The sequence below is a fragment of the Pseudoduganella sp. SL102 genome (genome assembly GCF_027856995.1).
GTDB classification, from domain to species: domain Bacteria; phylum Pseudomonadota; class Gammaproteobacteria; order Burkholderiales; family Burkholderiaceae_D; genus Rugamonas; species Rugamonas albidiflava.
Map to the genome: position 1 here is coordinate 1,528,266 of NZ_CP115554.1, position 17,738 is coordinate 1,546,003.

Consider the following 17,738-nt stretch of genomic DNA (forward strand, 5'->3'; position numbering starts at 1 on the left):
AGGGGAAATATCATATGAAGCACTTCAGGATCTCATTCCTGGTCACGGCCGTCTGCCTGGCGATTGCCGGGTGGTGGGGCTACCGGACCGCGGGTATCACCGGCGCGCTGTCGGCGCTCGGCATCGCCATGATTCTCGGCGTGATGGAAGTCTCGCTGTCGTTCGACAACGCGGTGGTCAACGCCTCCGTGCTGAAGACGTGGAACGACTTCTGGCGCAAGCTGTTCCTCGGCGTGGGCATCATCATCGCCGTGTTCGGCATGCGGCTGCTGTTCCCGCTGGTGATCGTGGCCGTTGCCGCGGACATCGGACTGACCGACGTGTGGACGCTGGCATTGAACAATCCGGACGAGTACTCGCGCCACCTGACCGAGCACCACGCGGAAGTGGCGGCGTTCGGCGGCATCTTCCTGCTGATGGTGTTCCTGAACTTCATCCTGGATCCGGAAAAGGAAACCCACTGGCTGGGTAACTTCGAGCAGAAACTGGGTTCGCTGGGCAAGGTGTCCTCGATTTCGATCATGGTGGCGCTGGCCACGCTGCTGGGCTGCATGACGCTGGTCGGCGAAGGCCAGAAGCTGGCGGTGCTGCTGTCCGGCCTGTGGGGCCTGCTGATCTACGTGGCGGTCGACGCCTTGTCGAACTACCTCGAGGCCGGCGAAGAGGGCGACTCCGGCGTTGGCGAGATGGTCAAGCGCGGCGGTATCGGCGGCTTCCTGTACCTGGAAGTGCTCGATGCGTCGTTCTCGTTCGACGGCGTGATCGGCGCGTTCGCCATCACCAAGGACGTGGTCATCATCATGGTAGGCCTGGCGATCGGCGCGATGTTCGTGCGTTCGATGACGGTGTACCTGGTGGAAAAAGGCACGCTGGACGCTTACGTCTACCTGGAACATGGGGCACACTATGCGATCGGCATCCTGGCGGCGATCATGCTGGCAAGCATGAAGTTCCATGTGCCCGAGATCTTCACCGGCCTGATCGGCGTGGCCTTCATCGCCGCCTCGGTATGGTCGTCGGTACGGTACCGCAAGCAGCAGGAAACCCTCGCCCCGGCATGACGGCCCGCAGGGCAACATCAGGGAACATAAGGGTGGCATAAGGACCGTCGGTTAAGGTCCCTCACAAGAATGGACGGGCAGCGAGCCCGTCCCGAACAACGCGGCGCGCCATTCGACACCAGTCGCGCCGCGCCGGAAGCAAGGTGTCTCAAACAATCGAAGGAGAAATCGATCATGGCAATCAGTCTGCAAAAAGGCGGTAACGTCAACCTGAGCAAGGAAGCTCCCGGCCTGTCGCAACTGACGATCGGCCTGGGCTGGGATGTGCGCGCCACCGATGGCGCGGCATTCGACATCGACAGCTCGGCCTTCCTGCTGAAGGCGGATGGCAAGGTACGCAGCGACTCCGACTTCATCTTCTACAACAACCTGAAATCCACCGACGGCTCGATCGTGCACTCGGGCGACAACCGCACCGGCGAAGGCTCGGGCGACGACGAGACCGTGCAGGTCGACCTGTCGAAAGTGCCGGCCGACGTGGACAAGATCGCCGTCTGCGTGACGATCCACGATGCCGAGGCGCGCCGCCAGAGCTTCGGCCAGGTGCAGAAGGCCTTCGTGCGCTGCGTGAATACCGCCAACAGCCAGGAAGTGGCGCGCTACGACCTGTCCGAGGACAGCTCGACGGAAACCGCGATGGTGTTCGGCGAACTGTATCGCAACGGCAGCGACTGGAAATTCCGCGCCGTGGGCCAGGGTTATGCGGGCGGCCTGGCGGCACTGGCCCGGAACTACGGCGTGGCGGTGTAAGTCATGCCCGTATTTACGATCACCGGCGAAGAGGATCCGTTCCTGCACGTGACCCTTCGCCACGGCGAGAAGATCTATTGCGAAGCCAACGCGATGGTCATGATGGAGGCGAACCTCGAGCTGAAAGGCAAGATGAACGGCGGGCTGGGGGCGGCGCTGATGCGCACCTTCGCCAATGGCGAATCGTTCTTCCAGCAGCACATCGAAGCCGTCAAGGGCGATGGCGACTGCCTGCTGTCGCCCACGCTGCCGGGCGCCATGCAGGTGCTGGACGTGGGCCAGCGCCAGTACATGATCAGCGACGGCGCCTTCGTGGCGGCGTCGTCCAGCGTGAACCTGAACGTGCGCACCCAGAACGTGGGCACCGCGCTGTTCGGCCAGACAGGCGGCTTCTTCATCACGGAAACCTCGGGCAGCGGGCAGCTGGTGGTCTCGGGCTTCGGCTCGGTGGCCACGCTGGACGTGGAAGCCGGCAAGGATATCGTGATCGACAACTCGCACGTGGTGTGCTGGGACAGCTCGCTGCGCTACGAGATGTCGGTGTCGACCAGCCGCAGCAGCGGCTTCCTCGGCAACCTGGTCAACAGCGTGACGAGCGGCGAAGGGATGGTGCTGCGTTTCTCGGGTACCGGCAAGGTGGTGGTGTGCTCGCGCAGCCGGGCGGCGTTCCTGTCGTGGCTGTCGAGCACCAAGCCTCAGTAAGCGCGCCCGCGAGCGTGGGCGGCAGCTGAGCATATCGATTCGAGTGCAGTGACGAGGAGGATGTCATGTCAGTCAATTTGACGAAAGGCCAGAAGATTTCCCTGGACAAGGAAGCCGGCGGCGCGCTGTCGCAGGTGACCATGGGCCTGGGATGGGACGCCGTGAAGAGCAAGGGTTTCCTCGGTTTCGGCAGCAAGAGCGCCGACGTCGACCTGGACGCTTCCTGCCTGCTGTTCGACGAGGCCAACAAGCCGGTCGACGCGGTATGGTTCCGCCAGCTGAAGAGCCGCGATGGCAGCATCGTGCACTCGGGCGACAACCGCACCGGCGCCGGCGATGGCGACGACGAGCAGATCAGCGTCAGCCTGCAGCAGGTGCCGGCCAACGTGAAGAGCATCGTGTTCACCGTGAACAGCTTCACGGGCCAGAGCTTCGCGCAGGTGCAGAACGCCTACTGCCGGCTCCTGAACGCCAAGGACGGCAAGGAAGTGGCGCGCTTCGACCTGTCCGTGCAGGGTTCGCACAGCGCCCAGATCATGGCCAAGCTGTACCGCCACAACGGCGAATGGAAGATGCACGCGATCGGCGAGAACGGCACCGGCCGCACGTTCGAGGAATTGATGCCGCAAGTCGCGCAGCACCTGTAGGCAACGATCACGGCGGCCATGGCCCTGCCGCGCCGCCACGTACCGTGTTTCACCTGCGCCAGCCCCATGGCGCGCTTCCCTTCGCGGTGGCCCGTACGAGCCACCGCTTTTTTTCGCGCAATGTTTGAGGAAAAAGATTCGGGGACTGGAAGGAATACAGGCTTGCAGGCCTGTATCGTTACGCAGGCGCGAAGCATGCTTCGCGAAACCCCAGCTACACCCCCGAATTTGGGCAACACTTTTTGTGGTGGAGGCACAACAGTGCGGCGCCTTGCGCTATGCTGGCGGCCTTTGCCGAGGAAACAAATGCGCATCCTGCAAATGATCTTGTTTGTCGCTGTTTTCCTTGCCGTGCTGTGCGGGCCGGTGGTGCTCGCGGCGCGCAAGCTCGAGCGGCGCGGCTTTCCCGGTGCGCGGCGCTGGCTGCGCGTGATCGTGCCGGCGCAACTGGTGCTGGCGCTGGGCGCGATCGTGCTGGCCGATGAACTGGGCGAGCATGCGCTGCCCCTGCTGATCGTGGTGACGACGATCGCCACCAGCGTGCTCGGTGCGGCCACGCTGTGGCTGATGCGCGCCCTGTGTCCGGAGCGCCTGCTGTAGCGCGCGCGGCACAGGCAACTACGCCAGGAAGAACTCCATCCCCCGCGCCATGGCGGGGAACGCCGCGGAGCCGTGGTTTTCGCGCGGGAAGAGCATGAATTCCGCTCGCGCTACGGTGCCGCTCATGGCGCCCAGCCTCGCCGACAACGCCCGCGCCTCATCGATCATGCGCCGTTCGGCCGCGATCGCGTCGCGCGAGCCGGGAGCACCGCCGGCGGCCGGCTGTTCCAGCTCGCCGGCGCACAGCAGCACGGACGGCTTCACCGCCAGCGTGGCCACGCGCTTGTCGAAGCCTTCCAGCCCCGCCAGCACGGCGCGCCCGCGGTACCAGATCGACGGACTGGCGGCCAGATAAGTCTGGAACATTGCCGGCCGCGTGAACAGCGCGTGCAAGGTGCACAGGCCGCCGTACGAGTGCCCGTACAAGGCCTGCCGCTGCGGATCGATCGGCGCCAGCGTGCGCACCAGCGGCTTCAGTTCCTGTTCGATGAAATCGAGGAAGCGCCCTGCGCCGCCTTCCGTGGCCGGGGCACCGGGCGTGGGCGGCGTGTAGTCGCGCCCGCGGTCCGGGTGGTAATCGTCGCCGGTCGGATAACCGATGCCGACCACCACCGGCGCCGCCTGCCCGGTGGCCTTGGTGCGCCGCGCGGCGGTGCGCGCCATCTGTGCCAGCAGCGGGAACGAGGCGTTGCCGTCCAGCGCATACAGCACCGGGTGGACGGCCGCCGGTACCGGCGTATCGGGCACGCTGATGAAGATGCGGTAACGCCCGCCGGTGATGGATGAAACCAGGTCGCGCTGGCGCGCCTGCGGCAGCACGACGTCTTGCCAGGCATCGGCGGCGCGCGCCACGCCGGGCAGCAGGGTCGCACCCAGCAGGGCGCCGCCCGCCGACAGCAGGCGGCGGCGCGACGGAGAGGGGGAAGAACGGGGGGAAAAAGAGGAGGAAGGGAAAGCCGTCATTGCACGTAATTGAATGAGAATAATTCTCATTCTAACTCGGCGGGGATGAACCCGGCACGCATGAATTCGGCAGGCATGAATTCGACATGCATGGTCAAGCCTGGATCGCGATGATCGCCCCGTTGTACACCGCGTGGGTGGCCACCGCCGCCAGCAGGCTGCCGTTACGCCCGTACGCCAGCGCCGTGCACAGGCCCAGCACGAACACCGGCAGCATCGACGGCGGCGGATGCACGACGGCGAACAGCGCCGCGCTGACGATGGTTGCCGCCGCGAACGGCAGCGAGCGGCGCAGCCCGCCGAACAGCAGGCCCCGGAAGATGAATTCCTCGGACAGCGGCGCCGCCACGCAGGCGATGGCCAGCAGCAGCGGCAGCGCGATGGCGCCCTCCGGCCGCGGCAGTGGGATACCGAAGTGCCGTGCCGCCACCAGGTACAGCGCCGCAGCGGCGATCGCCGGGATCGCCCACGCGGCGCCGGCCAGCAGGGCGGGCAGCACCGGCCCGTGCCGGAACCTGGGCACGCCGGTCGTGCCCATGCGCCAATAAACGAAGCGCACCAGCGCCCACACCACGGCGCCGCCGATCGCCAGCGCGAGCGCCAGGTCCGGCAGCGCGGGCGGTCCGGGCGTACGGTGGATGACGGCCAGCGCGATCGCCTGCACGGCAAGGAACAGCAGCGCGGCGACCATGCCGTCGGCGGCGGACACGCGGGGCGGCGGCGCCGCGGCCGGGTCGAGCAGGTAGGGCAGGTGGTCGCGCGCCTTCTGCCACAGCGCCAGTGCCAGCGCGACCAGCAGCACGACCACGGCCACCCGGTGCGGCAGCGTGGTGGTGTACAGCGCAAAGCCGTACAGCCCCGCCAGCAGCGAATACAGGTACACGTAGGTGGGGCGGATGCGCGCGGTGGCTTCCTGCGCCAGCGGGTCGGAAGCCCACACGCCGAGCGCCACCGCGATGAGCGCGAACACGGGAATGCCGAGCGCCACGAGCGCCATCCTTGTCACCAGCCCGGCATCGATGCCCGGCGCATAGCCGATGCCGATCGCGAACACGGCCGCCGGGTACACCAGTGCCAGCACCGCCCATAAGCGCGCCTTCTGCAGCAGCATGCGTTCCAGTGTGCCGGGGAAGGTGTACAGCATCCACAGCGCCTGGCCTTCCGTATTGATGGTCTGGAACGCGGACAGCAGCAGCACATAGCTGCCCAGCCCGAACGCGATGGAAGCCAGCAGCGCCTGGTCGGATCCCAGCTGCGCCATCGCCTCCATGCGCCCGGTGAAGAACAGCTGGCTGCCGATGATCACCAGCGGCACGACCAGGCTTTGCACGAGGAAGGTGCGGTCGCGGCCCAGCAGGCGCAGGGCGCGCCGCTGCAGCGCGGTGCCCGGCACGGCGCGCAACGATGCCGGCGGCGGCCGCTGCGCGCGTGCCGCTTCGCGCGAGCTGGCGGCCACCACGCCGGCGGACAACTGGCGCGCCAGCAGCGCGATGCCGGCCCACAGCAGCAGGCCGGCCTGCAGCACCAGCAATGCGGCATGGCCGAGCGCGGCCGGCAGCGACCGCGCATCGAGCAGCTGGACGGCGAGGCCGGGCGGGGTCCACAGCGTCCAGCCGGGCCAGGCGCGGGCCCAGTCCATCGTGATGCCGCCGCGGCCCGTCGACAGGGCGATGACGAGGTAGATCAGCGGCAGCGAGACCACCGAGATGGCGGCCTGCAGGTTGCGCAATTGCGATGGCGGCAGCGTGAGGCGCAAGCCGGTATCGACCAGCGTGCGCACCATCGCGGCCAGCGCGAGCAGGGCCAGGGCGGCGGCCGTTGCCGCCAGCGGCGCGCTCCAGCGCAGGCCGGCATGCCAGCCGATCATCAGCATCGTCGGCCACAGCACCAGCCAGCCGGTGGGATTGGTGACGGTGCGTTCCAGCACCCGGGCCCACAGCAGGCCCTTGCGGCGCACCGGCAAGGTAACCAGCCATTCCAGGTCCCAGTCTGGCTGCGCCAGTTCGCGGCTGCCGAGCGGCACCAGCAGCGCCACCAGCCACAGCAGCCAGAGTTCCATGGCCAGCGCGCGCTGCAAGGGAGCGCTGAACGGCGCCTCGCGCAGCTGCGCCGATACCGCGCGCCGCAGGTCTTCCGGCGTGGCCTGGCTGCCGCAGGCGCTGTGCGGCGTCAGCTCGCAATGCAGGTTCGTCAGGATCGTCTGCGACTGGAGCGCAAAGGCCAGCACCATCAGAAGCGCCAGCGCGAGTGGCAGGATCCAGCGGCCGCGGCGCTTGCCCGCGGTGGCGGCGCGGCCCATGGCGGGGCCGCTGGCGGGCTTGCGCCGCATCGACACGGTGGCGAGGTTCAGCAGGCGTTGCAGGCGCAGCCGCGCCAGCAGCCAGGCCGCGCGCGCGGTACCGACGGGCAGTTCGCCGTTCACTGCGGCGCCGCTTCCGTTTCGTCCGTCAGGCGCAGGAACACTTCCTCGAGCGAGGTGGCGCGGTCGTCGCGCAGCTCGTCCAGTGCGCCGGTGGCCACCAGCGTGCCGCGATGGATGATGCCGACGCGATCGCACATGCGCTGCGCCATGTCCAGCAGGTGGGTGGAGAGAAAGATCGTCTTGCCGGCGGCGGCGCGGCCCACCAGCAGGTCCTGCACGTCGCGCGCGGCGCGGGGATCGAGGCCGTTGATCGGTTCGTCGAGGATCAGGACGGCCGGGTCGTGCACCAGCGCGCACGCCAGGCCCAGCTTCTTCTTCATGCCCATCGAGTAGTTGACGGCGAATTCCTCGGCCACTTCGCCGAGGCCGAATTCGGCCAGCAACTCCGCGGCCCGGGTGGCGGCGGCGCGCCGCGGCAGGCCATGCATCTCGCCGACGAACTGCAGGATTTCACGCCCGCGCAGGTAGTCGTAGAAGATCGGGTTGTCGGGCAGGTAGCCCACGTGGCGCTTCACGCTGGCGCCATCGGCATGGCAATCGAGGCCGTCGACCAGCACGCGGCCCCCGCTGGGCACGAGGATGCCCATCATCATGCGGATCGTGGTGGTCTTGCCGGCGCCGTTCGGGCCGAGGAAGCCGAACACTTCGCCGCGCCGCACGGCAAGGGTCAGCGGCCGCACCGCCTCGTAGTCGCCATAGCGCTTGGCCAGGCCATCGAACTCGATCATGTCGCTCCCGCGTGGATGGAGAGCGCCGATCTTATCATTGGGCCTACTGGCTGCGCAGGCTCATGCCGATGCGTTCCGTGCGGGGCGCCCAGTTGCCCTGGATGTCGGCGGAGACCAGGATGCCCTCGGCGCGGCCGATCAGCAGCGCGCGCGGCACGGTGCCGAACACGCGCGAGTCGCCGCTGTTGTCGCGGTTATCGCCCAGCATCAGGTAGCTGTCGCGCGGTACTGTCACCGGGCCGAAGTCGCGCATGGCCGTCACCTGCGGCAGGACCTGGATGCGGTAGCTGGCCTCGCTGCTGTGTTCTCGCAAGTGCAGCGCCGCCAGCTCGCCCAGCGTATCGATACGTTCGGTGCTGTTGCCCAGCACCGTGTAGGCGGCCTGGCGGCCGTTGATCAGCAGCCGCTCGCCGCGCATCTCGACAGTGTCGCCGGGCAGCGCGGCAATGCGCTTGATCAGCCGCGTGCCATCCTTCGGCGACGAGAACGTGACGACGTCGCCGCGGCGCGGTTCGCCGGTGCGCGCCAGCGAGATATCGGTGAGGGGGATCTTCACGTCGTAGGCCAGGCGGTTGACGAACACCACGTCGCCTTCGAGCAGGTTGGGCCGCATCGACGCCGACGGAATCGGGTTCCAGTCCGCCACGGCGGTGCGGAATATCCCGAACAGCAGCAGGAAGGCAATGAACCCCTTGTTGGCGCGGATGGCTTCCTTCATGTGAATCTCCCTTGGATGGTGGTGGATCCTCATCATCGGGCGGCCATCTTAATCAATGCTTATACACGGGCAGCCCCGGGCGCTTGCGCGGGCATGCCCAGGGCCGCCAGCATGCGCCGCCGGCCCTGCGGGGCGACGCCCAGTGCCCGGCTGTCGAGATCCTGCTCGACCCAGCCTTTCTGCAGGGCGAGCCGCAGCAGCGCGGCACCGAGCGCGCCGCCCAGGTGCGGCCGGCGTTCGCTCCAGTCCAGGCAAGGGCAGGCGAAGCGGCGGCGCTGGGCGCGCATCGTGGCCATGTCCAGCCCCAGCTCGCCGAAGCGCGTCTCGCCTTCCGCCGACAGCACATACGCGCCATCGTCCTCGGCAAGCCAGCCCGCCGCCAGGAAATGATCGTTGAGCATGACGGCCAGCGCGCCCGCCATGTGGTCGTAGCAGGTGCGCGCCTCGCGCAGCCGGTCCGGCGTGTTCGGCACGAAGGGGGCGCGCTGCACGCCGGCCACGACGAGCAGCGCTTCCAGCGCGGCCGCCACCTCGCCCCCGGCCAGGCTGTAGTAGCGGTGCCGGCCTTGCGCGAGCTGGCGCAGCAGGCCATCTTCCTGCAGCCTCGCCAGGTGCGCGCTGGCGGTCGACGCACCGATCCCGGCCACCACGGAGAGCTCGGTGCTGGTGCGCGCATGGCCGTCCAGCAGGCTGCACAGCATGCGTGCGCGGGCCGGTTCGGCGATGGCGGCGGCGATGCGCGCCAGGCGGTCGTCGGCATTCGCCGTTGCCGCAGTCGTGATGTTCCTGGCGCGTGCTGCATCCATGATTCGGTCTCCAGCGAAGTATCGAGGTGGGCTTTTCAGGATACTGCATCCATTCGATCACGCAAAGGAACAGCATGGAACCCGATCACCCACCCGCCGATGCGGTGGCAGCCGTCACGCACCCGGACCCTTATTCGTATTACGCCCTGCTCGCGGCGGACCCCGCGCCCCGCTACGACGAACGCCTGCGGCTATGGGTCGCCGCGCATCCCGCCACGGTGCGCCAATTGCTGGCGGATCCCGCCTGCCGCGTGCGGCCCGTGCAGGAACCGGTGCCGGTGGCCCTGGCGGGACCGGCGGGCGACCTGTTCGGCGCCCTGGTACGGATGAACGACGGCCCGCGCCATGCCACGCCGAAGGCGGTGCTGCTGCACGCGCTGGCGGCGCTGCCGCAGTCCCTGGCGGCGGATCACGCGGCGAGCGTGGCGACGGCGATGGCGGCGGAGGTATGCGATGCCGCGACGCTGAATGCCTTCGTCCAGGGCGTGCCGGTGCGGGCAGTGGCCAGCCTGCTGGGCTTTGCGGACGGGGAGCTGCCGCGTGTCGCGGCGCTGGTCGCGCGGTATGTGGCCTGCCTGACGCCGCTGGCGTGTCCCGGCGAGATCGCGGCGGGGCACGAAGCGGCGCAAGCGCTGCTGGAAGCGTTGCGCCAGCTGGTCCGGCGGGCGCCCGGCACGGCCTTGCTGGCCGGCGTCACGCGGGAGCCATGGCCGGACAAGCATGCGCTGCTGGCCAATCTGGCAGGCCTGATGACGCAGACGCATGACGCCACCACCGGCTTGCTGGGCAATAGCATCGTGGCCCGCTTGCGCGGCGATGCCAGCGGCCCCGCCGCGCTGGTGCCGGCCGTGATGGAACGCGATCCCGCCATCCATAACACGCGCCGGTTCACCGCCGCCGGTCTCGATGTCGCCGGCGTGCGCGTGCCGGCCGGCCAGGCGCTGCTGCTGGTGCTGGCGGGAACGGCGGGGTTTGGCGACGGCCGCCACGCCTGCCCCGGCCAGGCGCTGGCGCGCAGCATCGTCACGCAGGCATTGCGGGCCTTGCGCGCGGCCGGGCCGTTGCCCCGCGCGGCATGGCGCTACCGGCCTTCGGTGAATGCCCGCATGCCCGTCTTCGTCGGGGAGGGCGGAGCATGATCGCCGTGATCTTCGAAGTCGTTCCGCATCCCGACGGGAAACAGGCGTACCTGGACCGTGCGGCGGCACTGCGGCCGCTGCTGGAAGAGATCGACGGCTTCATCTCCATCGAGCGCTTCCAGAGCCTGGCCGATCCCGGCAAGCTGCTGTCGCTGTCGTTCTTCCGCGACGAGGCGGCGCTGGCACAGTGGCGCAACCTGGAGGAACACCGTGCCGCGCAGCAGGCCGGACGGGGTGGACTGTTCGCCGGTTACCGCCTGCGCATCGCTGGCGTGATGCGCGACTATGGGCTGCACGACCGCGCGCAGGCGCCGGCCGATTGCCGCGCCCGCAATGGCTGAGGCCTTGGCGCCAGCAGTGGCGAACAGCGGGTCGATCAATGCCCTTTCTTTTGCACCAGCGCGCTGCCCACGCCGTGGCGGTGCCCTTCGCTGACGGCGGTCACGGTGCCGTCGGGGTTGAACACGAGCGCGTTCGCCGCGCCGATCTCTTCGGGCTCGCTGGCCCAGCGCTGGCCAAGGCGCACCAGCGCGTCGGCCTGGGCGGCCTCGTCGAAGCCGGGCTCGATGTCCGTGGCGGGGCCGTTGCGCTGCGACAGGCGGGGCGCATCGATGGCCTGGTCCATGCGCATGCCGAAGTCGACGTGGTTGACGATGGTCTGCAGGACCGTGGTGATGATCGTGGCGCCGCCCGGGCTGCCGATCGTGAACGCCGGCTTGCCGTCCTTCAGCGCGATGGTCGGCGCCATGCTGCTGCGCGGGCGCTTGCCGGCTTCGGGCACGTTCGGCCCCGGGCCGGAAAATTCGAAGTCGGTCATTTCGTTATTGAGCAGGAAGCCATGGCCGGGTACCACGATGCCGCTGCCGCCCCACGATTCGATGGTGAACGTGTAGGAGACCACGTTGCCGGCCTTGTCCGACACGGTCAGGTGGGTGGTGTGGGCGCTTTCCTGCCGCAGCCGTGCCGTGGGCGCGGGGCGCTGCGGCACGCTGGCATCCTGCTGGAACGGATAGGGATCGCCGGCGGCGACCGGGCCGGTAGCCGCGCGGCCGGCGTCGATGAGCTTCCTGCGCTGCGCCGCGTACTCCTTGCTGAGCAGGCCGGCCACGGGGGCATCGACATATTCGGGATCGGCCAGGTAGGCATTGCGGTCGGCGAACGCGAGGCGGCTCGCTTCCAGGTACAGGTGCTCGGCCTGCGCGCGCGGCAGCGCCTTCAGGTCCCAGCCTTCGAGAAGGTTCAGCGCCGCCAGCACGGTCACGCCGCCGCTGCTGGGCAGCGGCATGCCATACAGCTCATAGCCGCGGTAGGTGCTGCGCACCGGCTGGCGGATGCGCGCTTCGTAGTTGGCCAGGTCGGCCAGCGTGAGCTTGCCACCGCGGACGCTGACGCCAGGCGCCGTGGCGGGGCGGTTCACGGCGTCGACGATCGCGCGCGCCACCGGCCCTTCGTAGAACGCCTTCACGCCGCCTTGCGCCAGTGCGCGGTAGGTGCTTGCCAGGCCGGGATTCTTCAGCAGGGTGCCGGGCGGCGGCGCCATGCCATCCTTCAGGTACAGCGCGGCGGTGGCCGGGAAACGCCGGAACTTGTCGGCGTTTTCATCGACCAGCCGGGAAAAGTTGGCGTTCACCGTGAAGCCCTTGGCCGCCACGTCGATGGCCGGGGCCAGCACCTGCTTGAACGACATCGTGCCATAGCGGCGCAGCGCTTCATCCCAGCCGCGCACCGTGCCGGGCACGCCGACCGACTGGCCGCTGGCGACGACGGTGTCGAAATCCATTTCCTTGCCGTTGTCGAGGAAGGTGGCCGGGCTGAATGCGGCGGGTGCCGTTTCGCGGTGGTCGATCGTGACCACGCGCTGTTCCCTGGCCAGGTACACCACCATGAAGCCGCCGCCCCCGATGCCGCAGCTGAACGGGTCCGTCACGCCCAGCGTGGCCGCCGCGGCGATGGCCGCATCGATCGCGTTGCCACCCTTGTCCAGGATCGCCAGCGCCGATTGCGACGCCTGCTCGCTGATCGTGGCGACCGCGCCGCCGGTACCGGTCGCGACCGGCGTTTTTGCAATGGCGACCGTGCCGACGGCGGTCAGGACGATGGCGGCGACGAGGTGTCTGGTCATGAGCTGGTGGCTTGCCTGGTGGGTGGGCGGGCTGTCTGGGCTATGCGGGCGATCGTTACGCGCAAGCTTACCCGATAATCCGGCGGCGGCGCATCCACGGCGGGCGGTTCGGGCGGTTCCAGTTTTTCCAGCGCGAACGTCAGCCCATCCTGCGTGAGGGCGGGTTTCGCGTTCGGCATGTTCTCGGCCAGCACGAAGTTGCGCGTTCCACGCGGGCTCGTCAGCATGAATGTGTAGCTGATGTAGCCGGCCCAGACGCACACCGCGCCCTGCCCGCAGCGGCTGTCGTTGATACGTTCCAGCTTCAGGTGCGTGCCCGGCGCCAGCATCACGCTTTCCCCCTGGCGCAGCGCGTAGCTGGCGCTGGTCTTGCGGGGCTTGTCGGCCACCGCTTCCGCCTGCGTGCTGTCGATCGAGCACGCGGCCACCACGCCCGCCGTCAGCGCGCAGCCGATAATTCCGATGAGCCTGGCTTGCATAGGTCCTCCATCCGGCAAGGACCTTCAGGTTATCAAATTGCTATGAAAATGGTCGCACTGCTGAGCTATAGCTGCCAGGAAAACATCGATTCGAGAACAAAAGTTGCAAAAAAACCGGTGACAGGCTCCGATTTGCCGGCCTGGAAGGAGAGAGGGCCAGCAGGCACTCTCGGTTACGCAGGCCAGGAGCAGTGCTCCTCGAGCCCTCTGCTACACCAGCGGTTTTCGGGAACTTGCCAAAGAATCGGAGCCTGTCACCGGTTTTCGAAGAATCGGAGCCTGTCACCGGTTTTCGTCACCGATTTTCAGGCAATAAAAAACCCGGCACGAAGCCGGGTTCTGGAGGGAGCGGGGCGCCTTACACGTAGGCGGCCAGCGCGCCTTTCATCTTCTTCAGCGCGGCCGATTCGATCTGGCGGATGCGCTCGGCGGAGACGCCGAATTCGTCGGCCAGCGTGTGCAGCGTGGCGCCGGAGCCGTCGTCGTTGGCCAGCCAGCGCGCTTCGACGATGCGGCGCGAGCGCGGATCGAGTTTGCCCAGGGCCGTTTCCAGGCCTTCCGACTGCAGGCGCGTCACCTGTTCCGCTTCGAGCACCTTGGTCGGCTCCGACAGGTCGGACGACAGGTAGGCGATCGGCGAGAACTTGTCGTCTTCATCGTCGGTCGGTGCTTCCAGCGCGATATCGCGGCCGGACAGGCGCGTTTCCATCTCGATCACTTCCTCGCGCTTGACGTCCAGCGTTTTCGCCAGCGCGTCGATCTGGTCCGGCGTCATCGCATCCAGGCCGGTCTTGTGGCTGCGCAGGTTGAAGAACAGCTTGCGCTGCGCCTTCGTCGTGGCCACTTTCACCAGGCGCCAGTTCTTCAGGATGTACTCGTGCATCTCGGCCTTGATCCAGTGCATGGCGTACGACACGAGGCGCACGTTCTGGTCCGGGTCGAAGCGCTTCACGGCCTTCATCAGGCCGATATTGCCTTCCTGGATCAGGTCGGCGTGCGGCAAGCCATAGCCGAGGTAGCCGCGGGCGATCGATACCACCAGGCGCAGGTGCGACAGCACCAGCTTTTCCGCTGCCTTCAGGTCATTGTTTTCCTTCAGGCGGCGGCCCAGCGAGACTTCTTCCTCGTGCGTCAGCATCGGCAGGCGGTTCACAGCGGAAATGTAGGCGTCCAGGTTCCCCAGGTTGCCACTGAACCCGAGTCCCAGTGCACTGCTGCCGGCTGGAACCAGGGCGGAAGGTGCGGACATGGTAGTCATTTTCATTCCTCGCTTGAAGGTCTTGCATGGTCCTGCTGCGGGATTGCAGCGCGACATTTGCGTACAGCATGCAACGTTGAGCTTAATTCGGTCTTAACCACCGGCAAGCACTTGCTGTCAAGACTTGCCGGCACTTTATCGTGTTCAACGTTGCGTTTGAACATATATTAGCACTCTCCACCGAGGAGTGCCAATGTCACTAATTCTATGGCTTCGATAGCCTCTTTGCTATGGCTCAATACTAATCGGTAGGGCTGGGGCGCGGCTCGGCGCGCCAATGTTACTGCGCAGAATTTGAGCTGGATCAAAAGTTGTAAGACAAGATTATCGACGCGGCGCGACGGACTCTGTGCGTGAACGCACGATCATCCGGGGGCGGATGTAGGAGTGCAGCCAACGAGTTTGTACGTCGGCAGGAGGGGGTGGACAAAGAGATAAGGGCGGCCCGCCCGATTGCAAGAGCAGGCCGCCGGGAAAATTGCGTCAGGCAAGCCGGGCCAGTTGCCGGCGCACGGACAGCGCCGCGCCGACCAGCCCCAGGCCAGCCGACAGTGCCAAGAGCAGCGCCATCGCCAGCGGTTCGAGCGGGGCCAGCTGGAATTCGGATGCGTACAGCCGGGCAAACTCGGCGATCGCCGCGTTCAGCGGATGCAGCGACAACGCCACCGCACCCAGCGCGACGGCGCCAGCGAACAGGCCCAGCAGCGCGCCTGTGTAATAGAACGGGCGCTGGATATAGGTATCGGTCGCGCCGATCAGCCGCGACACGAGGATTTCCTCGCGCTGCGTCAGCACCTGGAGGCGGATCGTATTGAATACCACCGCGACAACCACGGTGCCGAGCGTGGCCGCGAGCAGCAGCAGGCCCACGCGCAGCACGCCCAGCAGGGCGGCCAGCCGCTTGACCCATTCGGAATCGACCTGCACCGACTCGACGCCGGGAATGGCGCGGATGCTGTCCGCGATATCGTCCACGTGCGCGCTTTCCGCAGCGCTCTGGAAGGCATTGAGCCGCACGATATAACTGTCGGGCAGCGGATTCTCGCCCAGCGTGTCGATCACGCCGGCCACGCCGTTTTTCTCCTGCAGTTCCTCCAGCGCCTTTTCGCGCGGCACGAACACGATCCGGGCATCCTTCGCCACCGCGCGCAGCGAACCGGCCATGCCTTGCGTATGCTCGCGCGGCAGGTCCTGCTTCAGGAATACCGACAGTTCGGGGTCGACGGCCAGCTGTTCGGACATCGGCCGGATATTGTCCAGCACCGTCACGCCGGCAAACGGCAGCGCCAGCGCGATCGCCACCACGAGGATGTTGAAGAAGAACGAGCCCGGCGAGCGGCGCAGGTGCCCCACCGCGGCGCCCAGCGCGAAGCCATGTTGACGCAGCCACACGCTCATGCGGCCTCCTTCAGCAGTTCGCCCTGCTTCAGGTGGATCACGCGGCTGGCGCTGTCCAGCACCAGTTCGTCGTGGGTCGAGATCAGGCACGTGACGCCGGCCTTGTTGAAGGCGCGCAGCGCGTCGAAGACCTTGTTGGCGCTGGCGCGGTCCAGGTTTGCCGTCGGTTCGTCGGCCAGGATGATCTGCGGCCGGTTGACGATGGCGCGGGCAATCGACACGCGCTGCTGCTCGCCACCGGACAATGCCAGCGGGCTGGCGGTGGCACGGCTCAGCAGGCCCACCTTGTCCAGCGCGGCGCGGGCGCGTTCTTCCGCCTGGCTACGGGGCAAGCCCGTGACCAGCATCGGCATCATCACATTGGCCAGCACGGAACGGTCGGTCAGCAGCCGCTGCTGCTGGAAGATCAGGCCCAGGTTGCGGCGCAGGAAGGGCACGCCGGCGCTTTTCAGCCGGCCGATGTCGGTACCATTCACGGTCACCTGGCCCGACGTGGGGCGCTCCATGGCCGCGATCAGCTTCAGCAGCGTGGACTTGCCCGCCCCGGACGGGCCCGCCAGATAGACGAGCTCGCCCTTGGCGACCGTCAGCGTGACGTCGCGCAGCGCGGTGGTGTCGGCGGTGTATTGCTTGGTGACGTTGACGAATTCGATCATGGCCGGTTTTTCCGTTCCCCAGCCATCAACCGAGCAGGGCTTCGACGAATTCTTCGGCGTCGAACGGCTGCAGGTCCTCGATCTTCTCGCCGATGCCGATGAAATACACGGGCACCGGGCGCACCCGCGCGATCGCGGCCAGCACGCCGCCCTTGGCGGTGCCGTCCAGCTTGGTGATGATCAGGCCGGTGAGCTGCAGCGCATCGTCGAACGCCTTCACCTGGGTCAGCGCGTTCTGGCCCGTGTTGCCGTCGATGACGAGCAGCGTTTCGTGCGGCGCCTGGTCCATGCCCTTGCCGATCACGCGCTTGATCTTCTGCAGCTCGTTCATCAGGTGCAACTGGGTCGGCAGGCGGCCGGCCGTGTCGATCATGACGACATTGGTACCCTTCGCCTTGCCGGACTGTACCGCGTCGTACGACACGGCGGCCGGGTCGCCCGATTCCTGCGACACCACCGTCACGTTGTTGCGCTGGCCCCAGATCATCAGCTGCTCGCGGGCCGCGGCACGGAACGTGTCGCCGGCGGCCAGCAGCACGGATTGGCCATGTGCCTGCATGTGCTTGGCGAGCTTGCCGATCGTGGTGGTCTTGCCGGCGCCGTTGACGCCGGAAATCATCATCACGGTCGGCTGGTGCCGGCCCAGCACGAAGGGTTTTTCAAGGGGCCGCAGCAGGTCGACCATCAAGGCCTTCAGCGCCACCTTGACGGCGGCCGCATCGGTCAGTTTGTCGTCCTTGACCTTGCGCTTGAGCGCATCGAGCAGGTATTCGGTGGCGTCGATGCCGGCATCGGACATCAGCAGCGCCGCTTCCAGTTCGTCATACAGGTCGTCGTCGATGCGGGCGCCGACGAACAGCAGCGACAGGTTGGCGGAGGTTTTCGACAGGCCGGCCTTGAGCCGGTTCATCCAGGATTGTTTCGATTCGGGGCGCGGCGCGGTTTCAACGTCGAAAGCCAGTGGAACCGCAGCGGCAACGGCGGCCGGCGCGGGATTCGAAGCAGGGGCAGCGGGAGCCGGGATCGGCGCCTGGTCCGCAGGTGCGACCGGCGGCACGTCGGGCGTGACGGTTTTTTTCTTGAAGAAGCTGAACATGTGTGTGGGGGCTGCGGCCGCGGTGGCCGGTAACACGCTGGGAATGGTTTCTTGCGCCGGCTATTCTACCAGAGCGCCCCGGAAAACCTTGCTGAAAGGGTATTTCCAGTATTTCCCCCGGGCTCGGCCGGCCCTGGGAAGCGCTGGCGCGCGATCCCGCAGCCGTTCCCCCTTGCATTACGACGTGCGCCGG

The 17,738-nt window shown here is 67.4% G+C and carries 17 protein-coding genes and 1 pseudogene; 7 read left to right on the plus strand and 11 right to left on the minus strand.

From position 1 onward, the window contains the following. Positions 1-14: 14 nt before the first annotated feature. The 5 genes and pseudogenes from OU994_RS06560 to OU994_RS06580 all read left to right on the plus strand — a co-directional run. Positions 15-986 (plus strand): annotated as a pseudogene (locus OU994_RS06560) (DUF475 domain-containing protein); the annotation flags it as partial. Positions 987-1,235: 249 nt separating this feature from the next. Then, positions 1,236-1,811 (plus strand): TerD family protein, encoded by a 576-nt coding sequence (locus OU994_RS06565; RefSeq protein ID WP_131147623.1) that lies wholly within the window; start codon positions 1,236-1,238, stop codon positions 1,809-1,811. Between the two features lie 3 nt (positions 1,812-1,814). Continuing rightward, positions 1,815-2,513, plus strand: a complete 699-nt coding sequence (locus OU994_RS06570) for a TIGR00266 family protein (RefSeq protein WP_131147622.1) — start codon at positions 1,815-1,817, stop codon at positions 2,511-2,513. Between the two features lie 65 nt (positions 2,514-2,578). Further along, entirely contained in the window at positions 2,579-3,160 is a 582-nt protein-coding gene (locus OU994_RS06575) for a TerD family protein (protein ID WP_281610094.1), read from the plus strand. 306 nt (positions 3,161-3,466) lie between these two features. Beyond that, complete coding sequence (locus OU994_RS06580) at positions 3,467-3,760, plus strand: hypothetical protein (protein WP_281610095.1); 294 nt, start codon at positions 3,467-3,469, stop codon at positions 3,758-3,760. Positions 3,761-3,778: 18 nt separating this feature from the next. Here the strand turns inward: OU994_RS06580 and OU994_RS06585 are convergent, their stop codons facing one another. The 5 genes from OU994_RS06585 to OU994_RS06605 form a co-directional block, all read right to left on the minus strand. Continuing rightward, a complete protein-coding gene (locus OU994_RS06585; protein ID WP_281610096.1) occupies positions 3,779-4,723 on the minus strand; it encodes an alpha/beta hydrolase in 945 nt (314 codons plus the stop codon). 94 nt (positions 4,724-4,817) lie between these two features. Further along, on the minus strand, positions 4,818-7,145 hold the full coding sequence (locus tag OU994_RS06590) for a CPBP family intramembrane glutamic endopeptidase (protein WP_281610097.1): 2,328 nt from the start codon (positions 7,143-7,145) through the stop codon (positions 4,818-4,820). Beyond that, positions 7,142-7,873, minus strand: a complete 732-nt coding sequence (locus OU994_RS06595; protein WP_131147619.1) for an ABC transporter ATP-binding protein — start codon at positions 7,871-7,873, stop codon at positions 7,142-7,144. The genes OU994_RS06590 and OU994_RS06595 overlap by 4 nt, the downstream gene beginning before the upstream one ends. 43 nt (positions 7,874-7,916) lie before the next feature. After that, a complete protein-coding gene (lepB, locus tag OU994_RS06600) occupies positions 7,917-8,591 on the minus strand; it encodes a signal peptidase I (protein WP_281610098.1) in 675 nt (224 codons plus the stop codon). Positions 8,592-8,650: 59 nt separating this feature from the next. Beyond that, complete coding sequence (locus OU994_RS06605; RefSeq protein WP_281610099.1) at positions 8,651-9,397, minus strand: helix-turn-helix domain-containing protein; 747 nt, start codon at positions 9,395-9,397, stop codon at positions 8,651-8,653. 74 nt (positions 9,398-9,471) lie between these two features. Here OU994_RS06605 and OU994_RS06610 point away from each other — a divergent pair, with 74 nt between their 5' ends. Both OU994_RS06610 and OU994_RS06615 read left to right on the plus strand, forming a co-directional pair. Further along, a complete protein-coding gene (locus OU994_RS06610) occupies positions 9,472-10,536 on the plus strand; it encodes a cytochrome P450 (protein WP_281610100.1) in 1,065 nt (354 codons plus the stop codon). Continuing rightward, positions 10,533-10,877, plus strand: coding sequence for an antibiotic biosynthesis monooxygenase (locus OU994_RS06615; RefSeq protein ID WP_281610101.1), 345 nt, complete (start codon positions 10,533-10,535; stop codon positions 10,875-10,877). Before OU994_RS06610 ends, OU994_RS06615 begins: the two co-directional genes overlap by 4 nt. Positions 10,878-10,912: 35 nt before the next feature. Here the strand turns inward: OU994_RS06615 and ggt are convergent, their stop codons facing one another. The 6 genes from ggt to ftsY all read right to left on the minus strand — a co-directional run bounded on the left by ggt (position 10,913) and on the right by ftsY (position 17,545). After that, positions 10,913-12,658 (minus strand): gamma-glutamyltransferase, encoded by a 1,746-nt coding sequence (gene ggt / locus OU994_RS06620; RefSeq protein WP_281610102.1) that lies wholly within the window; start codon positions 12,656-12,658, stop codon positions 10,913-10,915. Further along, positions 12,655-13,137 carry a hypothetical protein gene (locus OU994_RS06625; protein ID WP_281610103.1) on the minus strand — a complete coding sequence of 161 codons (483 nt, stop codon included), beginning with the start codon at positions 13,135-13,137 and terminating at the stop codon, positions 12,655-12,657. Before OU994_RS06625 ends, ggt begins: the two co-directional genes overlap by 4 nt. A gap of 358 nt (positions 13,138-13,495) precedes the next feature. Next, complete coding sequence (gene rpoH / locus OU994_RS06630; protein WP_131147611.1) at positions 13,496-14,395, minus strand: RNA polymerase sigma factor RpoH; 900 nt, start codon at positions 14,393-14,395, stop codon at positions 13,496-13,498. Positions 14,396-14,878: 483 nt separating this feature from the next. Then, positions 14,879-15,793: a permease-like cell division protein FtsX gene (gene ftsX, locus OU994_RS06635; RefSeq protein ID WP_131147610.1), complete on the minus strand. Its 915-nt coding sequence runs from the start codon at positions 15,791-15,793 to the stop codon at positions 14,879-14,881. Continuing rightward, complete coding sequence (locus tag OU994_RS06640; RefSeq protein ID WP_131147609.1) at positions 15,790-16,449, minus strand: cell division ATP-binding protein FtsE; 660 nt, start codon at positions 16,447-16,449, stop codon at positions 15,790-15,792. The genes ftsX and OU994_RS06640 overlap by 4 nt, the downstream gene beginning before the upstream one ends. A 25-nt stretch (positions 16,450-16,474) precedes the next feature. Then, entirely contained in the window at positions 16,475-17,545 is a 1,071-nt protein-coding gene (gene ftsY / locus OU994_RS06645; RefSeq protein ID WP_281610104.1) for a signal recognition particle-docking protein FtsY, read from the minus strand. Between the last annotated feature and the right edge of the window lie 193 nt (positions 17,546-17,738).